At 60.5% G+C, this 6000-nt stretch carries 4 protein-coding genes and 2 pseudogenes; 2 read left to right on the top strand and 4 right to left on the bottom strand.

Annotation, left to right across the window (positions count from 1 at the left end; all coding sequences use genetic code 11):
* Positions 1 to 403 precede the first annotated feature (403 nt).
* Positions 404 to 819 (bottom strand): annotated as a pseudogene (locus X760_RS74625) (molybdopterin cofactor-binding domain-containing protein); the annotation flags it as partial.
* Positions 820 to 1458: 639 nt separating this feature from the next.
* Between X760_RS74625 and X760_RS52265 the strand changes: the two are divergent.
* The gene (locus X760_RS52265) at positions 1459 to 2856 is read left to right on the top strand and encodes a cytochrome b6 (RefSeq protein WP_023718734.1); all 1398 of its coding nucleotides are present in this window, start codon (positions 1459 to 1461) and stop codon (positions 2854 to 2856) included.
* Between the two features lie 56 nt (positions 2857 to 2912).
* The gene (locus X760_RS52260; protein ID WP_031193942.1) at positions 2913 to 3515 is read left to right on the top strand and encodes a DUF4142 domain-containing protein; all 603 of its coding nucleotides are present in this window, start codon (positions 2913 to 2915) and stop codon (positions 3513 to 3515) included.
* A 344-nt stretch (positions 3516 to 3859) separates the two neighbouring features.
* Here X760_RS52260 and X760_RS52255 read toward each other — a convergent pair.
* From X760_RS52255 to X760_RS52245, 3 genes and pseudogenes are all read right to left on the bottom strand, one after another.
* Positions 3860 to 4723: pseudogene (locus X760_RS52255) on the bottom strand (transposase).
* Positions 4648 to 5247, bottom strand: a complete 600-nt coding sequence (locus X760_RS79085) for a hypothetical protein (RefSeq protein ID WP_198030478.1) — start codon at positions 5245 to 5247, stop codon at positions 4648 to 4650. Before X760_RS79085 ends, X760_RS52255 begins: the two are co-directional and overlap by 76 nt.
* Before the next feature lie 343 nt (positions 5248 to 5590).
* Positions 5591 to 5800 (bottom strand): KTSC domain-containing protein, encoded by a 210-nt coding sequence (locus X760_RS52245; RefSeq protein WP_036244607.1) that lies wholly within the window; start codon positions 5798 to 5800, stop codon positions 5591 to 5593.
* Positions 5801 to 6000 lie beyond the last annotated feature (200 nt).

The following is a 6000-nucleotide window of genomic DNA, read 5'->3' as shown; positions in this document are numbered from 1 at the left end:
TGCCCGCGATTGCTTAGCCCTTATGTACTATCTGGGCTTCGATCGCTTCGGACTTGCGGGTCAGGACCGTGGGGCGTACACCGCATTTCGGACAGCAATGGATCATCCGGCATCCGTCAGCCGGCAAGCCATTCCGATCGGCATGCGCTGGCGCGATGTGACGCTCGGTTCGCATCGGCTTGGTGGCATTGGTTCTTCTTCGCTCAGCCAAAGCCGGAGCAGGCTATCCTTGCCAATCCAGACGCATGATACGGCGGTGATCCCGCGGAGATGGGCGCGGAGGCTTACGCTGATTTCTCGCCTCGATCCACGATCCGGCGACGGTCCACGGCGTGATCGAGGACTACAGGGCCGGGTTAGGCATAGACCGACAACATGACGAGGACGACCGAGCCGCAGGCCACGAGCCGGTCTCGGAATCCACCTCGATATGGCAGATGTGGGTGGCGAAGGAGACGCCGGCGCCGTGGGCGACGAGCTCACTGTGGCCGGCGATCGGTCCGCCGGTCTCCCCGACGCGGCGTCCTCCAGCGACAGCGGCGAAAGGTTGCCGTGCGTCGCGCCCCTGGCGATCGCGTGGCCCTTTTCCCAGGCCAGGTCGTCGACCGGGATGTCCCACGTCTGCGTGGCGCGGTCCCGCAGGATCTTGATGGCGCTGCGGGCGGCGGAGATCGCCGCCATCGAAGACGAGAAGGCGCCGCGGCTGCCGTCCGTCATATCGTTGTAGCCGAGGCTGGAGGTATCGGCGACCACCGCCTTGACCTGCTCATAGGGGATACCGAGTTCCTCCGCCGCCACCAGCGAAATCGAGGCGCGAGCCGCCGATGTTGCGGGCGACGTTGATCAGCGCTGACGCCTGATTGGTCTTTGCGCAGGGAGACCGACGTAAGCCGCGGTCGAAATAGGGATGATCAGGAACGCAGTCCGATCATCAGGAAGACGCGCCCAAAAGGCAAAAAGTAGTAGCTGGCGTCGGGGTGAGCGACGTCATATGCCATAGGGCGAACGTAGCCACCACATACCCGCAGCATGGCGATGCCGCCCGGCATTATCGAGAGGCCCGACAGCGTCCCCTGTGTAGGCCAATGCCGTTTGTTGCAGCTGTGGCATGATCTGCGTTGTGCTGAACATGACGGCGCCGACTGCCATCATAACCAAGAAACATGCACCAAATTGGCGAGTGAACAGCAGGCGTATTTCGACGGTCGGATCGCCGCGGCCAATATCCCAGAAATGACTGCAAACGTCGTGATGAAGCTCGACACGAACCAGCCGTTGCGTTGGCCTTGGTCAAGGAGGATTACCGCTCTGCAATTCCAGTCGTCTTAGTATCACGGCGGCTCGCCCGAGCTCATCAACGACGCGGTCCGGTTTGGTTGGAGTCACGGGAACAAACATCGCACGTGGGAGTTGGGGCGGTCTGTTCGTATTGAGACTTTCATAATCTTGGGAGGGGATATGTCACGTGTCTTCAACCTTGGCTTGCCGGCGCTGCTTGGCGCCGCCGCGGTCACGCTTACCGCTGCTTCCGATCCGCTGCCGCCAGATCTGACCTATCGTCCATTGCCAAGCCTGCCCTTTTCTGCGGTGAAGGAGAATGACGAAGCGCAAAAACCCGCCGTGATCGAGCGGCAGCGCAAGTTGCTCGAAAGCCGTTACAACCTGGCGGACCGGCCGATGCGGGGCGTCATGATGTCGGGCGGCCGGAAAGTGGTGCAGGAGGGCGTCAGGGTCAAACTCCCGGCAGGCGAGACCTGGGACAGCCTGGCCGCCAAGACTCCCCAAGAAATCCGCGACCGTGGTTTGTTGCCGAACGGCTTCCTGCCGCTGCCGCACGTCAAGCAGGCGACCGGAGGCCAGGTCTTTCCGGAAAACCAGATCAGAGAGATCGGCGCCGATGAAGGGCGCGATCTGCGGCGCTTCGACGTCGATTTCGACCTGCCCGACTATCTTACGCCGGAATTTCCACCTCCGATATTCCTCACCACGCATCCCGAACTGGGGGATGTGTCGCGCGGTGATCTGCTGACGATCCGCAACTTCTACGAATATATGAACGGCATCATCACACCCGTACAAATGGAAGGACTGCGTCTGTTGCTGACGCCCTTCCCGCAGGAGGAATTCAATCAGACCGAGGACAGAAAGGTCGCGATGCAAAGCATGGGTGTGGCATGCCTCGACTGCCATGCGAATTTCCATACCAACGCAGCCTTTCACCTGACGCCGGACGTCCGGCCACAAGCCGAGCGCTTTCGGCTCGACACAACCAGCCTACGCGGCCTGTTCAATCAGCAGATTCATGGCTCCAAGCGCTCGCTGCGCTCAGTCGAGGACTTCACGGAATTCGAGCAGCGCACCGCCTACTTCAACGGCGATCACGTGAGCGCCACCCGCAAAGGGGTGAATCTGCCCGACCGCACGAACCAGGTGGCGATGATGGCGCAGATGCAGAATATCATCGATTTTCCGCCGGCGCCGAAGCTCGACCCGTTCGGGCGGCTTGACCCGGCCACCGCAAGTGCGCAGGAGCTCAAGGGCGAGCAGGTGTTCATGGGCAAGGGCCGCTGCGCCGAGTGTCATGTTCCAGGGTTGTCATTCATGGACAACAACATGCACGACCTGAAGCTCGAGCGGTTCTACAAGATCGGCGAGACCTTCAACGACCAGGTCGCCATACCGGATGGGCCGATAAAGACCTTCACACTGCGCGGGATCAAGGATTCTCCGCCCTATCTGCATGACGGCCGCCTAATGACGCTTGGCGATACCGTTGAGTTCTTCAACTTGGTGCTCGGAACGAAGCTTGACCAGCCGGAAAAGGATTCACTCGTGGCTTACCTGCTCACTCTCTGAACGAGCGAAAGAGCCGCTGCCGGGGGCCCGCCTTCGGCGCGGAATGGAGGACACTCATGCGTGCTGCCGCAATCACCTTCGCCGTGGGGCTGTCGCCTTGTTGTGCGATGGCGCAGATCGGCAATCCGGCCGGCCTTGCTCCCGACACGAGGATGGAGAAGCCCGGAGTTCCAGCGCCGAACCAGACGAATTATCAGGATCGGCTTTTCGCCCAGCTGGTCACGGCTGGCGGCAGGGCCGAGGTGGAACTGGGTCGGCTCGCGGCCGAAAAGACAAGCCATGATGGGGTGAGCGCATTTGCAAATCGAATGGTCGAAGATCACGACGAGGCAAATAAACAGCTGAAATCCGTCGCGGACAAGAGCGAGATTCCGCTTCCCGAAGAGCTCGACCCTGATCATAAGAAAATCCGCGCTGATCTCGAAAAGCAGGACGGCGTCGCGTTCGATCTTGCTTATCTGGCTGCGCAGATCCTCGACCACCAGAAAACAGCGCAGCTTCTGGCTTGGGAGATTGGCTCCGGCGAAGATCCAGAGCTCCAGCACTTCGCCTCAGACAACCTACCAAAGGTGCTCGAGCACCTCGATATGGCGCGCACGCTGCACGCGGAACTGGCGGGACAAGCCTTGCTCGCAGCGGAAGCGCAAAAGAGCAAGTAAACTGCCGGCCACATCTGCAACGTGAACAGTGCTTACGATTGCACGCGAGCCGCCAAACGCGTCAATCTTAGCTGTTGTGGCCATTCGGCGAGCTCCGCCTGTCAAACGGCCCTTTAATTGCGGGTGGTTGTCAATCCGGATCTCGCACTGCCATCGCCGGGGTCATGGTCCTTTCCGAGGTCGAGTGCCTCATGATGATGTTCGGGTCGGGCGCCTCAACGTTTCCAACGAGATGCAGATGAACTGCTGTCAGCCGTTTGACCGAGGTCGCCGCAACCACCGTCCCGGCGGGGGACATCACGAGTTCCGCAAAGGGCCCGCGATTGGGATCGAGTGCGGATCTGTTACGCCATCTTTTCGCTGCCCCACTCGAAGCTGGTGCCGTCGACCCAAATGCAATGAAGCAGAACCGCGATCTTCCGTGCGACCGCCACCTTTGCCTTCTTCAAGCCGATCCGCCTCGACAGACGCATCCCCCAGGCTTTCAGCGTGGACCATTTCTTCGTCCGGTGCAGGAGGACACTGGCTGCTTCGTAGAGATAGGTTCGCAACAGTCGATCGTCCCAGCGTGAGACGCGGCCATTGATATCCGTTTCGCCGTCGTCTTCACGAGCGAGATGCCGGACTTGCCGATCGAGCTTCTCCTGTTCACAGCAGACCTGCTCGTGGACAGATAGAAGGGCCTGAACCAACGACCGAAGCGGATGCCCGTCAGCAACCAGCTCCCAAACCTTTCGCCGGAACTGTGACCCAATCGATCGACTGAACTGCAGCCCGTATTCCTTCAGCATGGACCGTGTCTGGTTTTCGAGATCGCGCCGGATCTCAACAAGTCTTGACCGTGCGACGAGCATGGATCTGGTGGCCTGACTCTCCGCGCTTTTGACCTTCACTTCCCGATACCAACCGACGTGAACCAGCTCGGCCAGGCCGCGGGCATCGTTCTCATCACTTTTGTTCATTCGAACTGAAGTGCCGCCTTCGCATGCCGAGCATCAATGCAGACGACCGGCAATCCGACCCGCTTGAGCTCATGCCAGAGCCAGCTGGACATGGCCCGTCTCGAATCGGATGCGCTCGGCGTGAGGTGCCCGTTTGCGGAGCAACTCGGTCAGTGCTCCCGGATCGGACTTCACCTTCCCTTGGAAGATAGGCCTTCCAGCATCATCGTCGACGCAAACGCTGGTCTCTCGCTGCGACACATCCAATCCGACATTGCTTCAGCCTTAGGATGGCTGGCGTATATTAGAAGCCTCTTGAAGAAGACACTGCCCGCACCAGAATCCATGGCATGGCTCGGGGAATAGGCATTGGTGACCAAGTGGCGATTACTGCCACGGTTCGAAGGCGGATAACAGAGGACCGCGTAAGCGTCTCTATCCCAGGTTACGAGTTCCCACATTCCATCATCGACCACACCAAGGTGAACCGAGGCCAGCAAATTGACCTGAAAGGCGAGGTCACGCGCATCGACGAGGACACCGACGGTCGACCTCGGGCCACTAGTCACGGTCGACCGTGACAAGCGAGAAATATCGGCCGCCAAAACGACCAAAGGCACTTGTCGATGCCCCGGATTAGAACCGACAACATCGCCACAGGCTATAAGGGCAGGCCGCATGACGGGCCGGTAGAGGACGAATCGAAGCACTTTATCTACTGCCCAGTCTGCGGCCAAACGTTCGACGCGCGCGATCTTGGACAGGTGTTCCACCACGCTGAGCCGCAGCACGAGCCGCTTCCGGTCGAGCAATAGTCCACTAGTTGAGCTCCGGCGGCAAACCGACGTTGAGACCCTTCAGCGCCAGCGACGTACGTTGGATGAGAAAAGGGTGCTGCGTGCACCGCGCCTTCCCCGCGCGCCGATGTTCCACCTGGACCGCAAAAANAAAAAGTCCCGCCGCACTGCCAGAACGGCGGGACCGATCAAACGCTTTGCACCAGGCGGGGGGATGCGGGGGGGTTGGGCTTGCCAAGTGAGCGCGGACCGTAACCAACCCTAAGCGCAACAGCGGCAACGCGTCCACCAACCGCCGGTTGGAGCGACAGGACGATTGACCCGCCGGCAGGTCAGGTCATCCCGGGTCGCTATCGCTCGCAACCAGACGGTAGCGGAAATTGTTGCGGATGTGCTCGTTGAAATAGCGGCCCTTGGCGAACGCGGCCCGGAACGCGGCAAAGGTTTCCGGCGGTACCCCCTCAAACTCGTACCGCTTGCCGCTGGCGACGAACCACGTCCTTCTATCCAGATCATATTCCATCTTGCGGATCGATGTAGATGGCATGAGCACCACAGGCCGAGGCCCGCGCCCTTGCGGGGAGCGCGGGCCGATCGGGATACCGATCTGCAGCAATACCTGGAGGGGGAGGATTCGCTGGGTGCACCGAACTTTCGCGGCGGNGGCCGATCGGGATACCGATCTGCAGCAATACCTGGAGGGGGAGGATTCGCTGGGTGCACCGAACTTTCGCGGCGGTCCCGTGT

The organism is Mesorhizobium sp. LSHC420B00 (genome assembly GCF_000503055.1).
Classification (GTDB): Bacteria; Pseudomonadota; Alphaproteobacteria; order Rhizobiales; family Rhizobiaceae; genus Mesorhizobium.
Note: the sequence above shows the minus strand (reverse complement) of the source record. Positions and strands in the feature narration are given on the sequence as shown.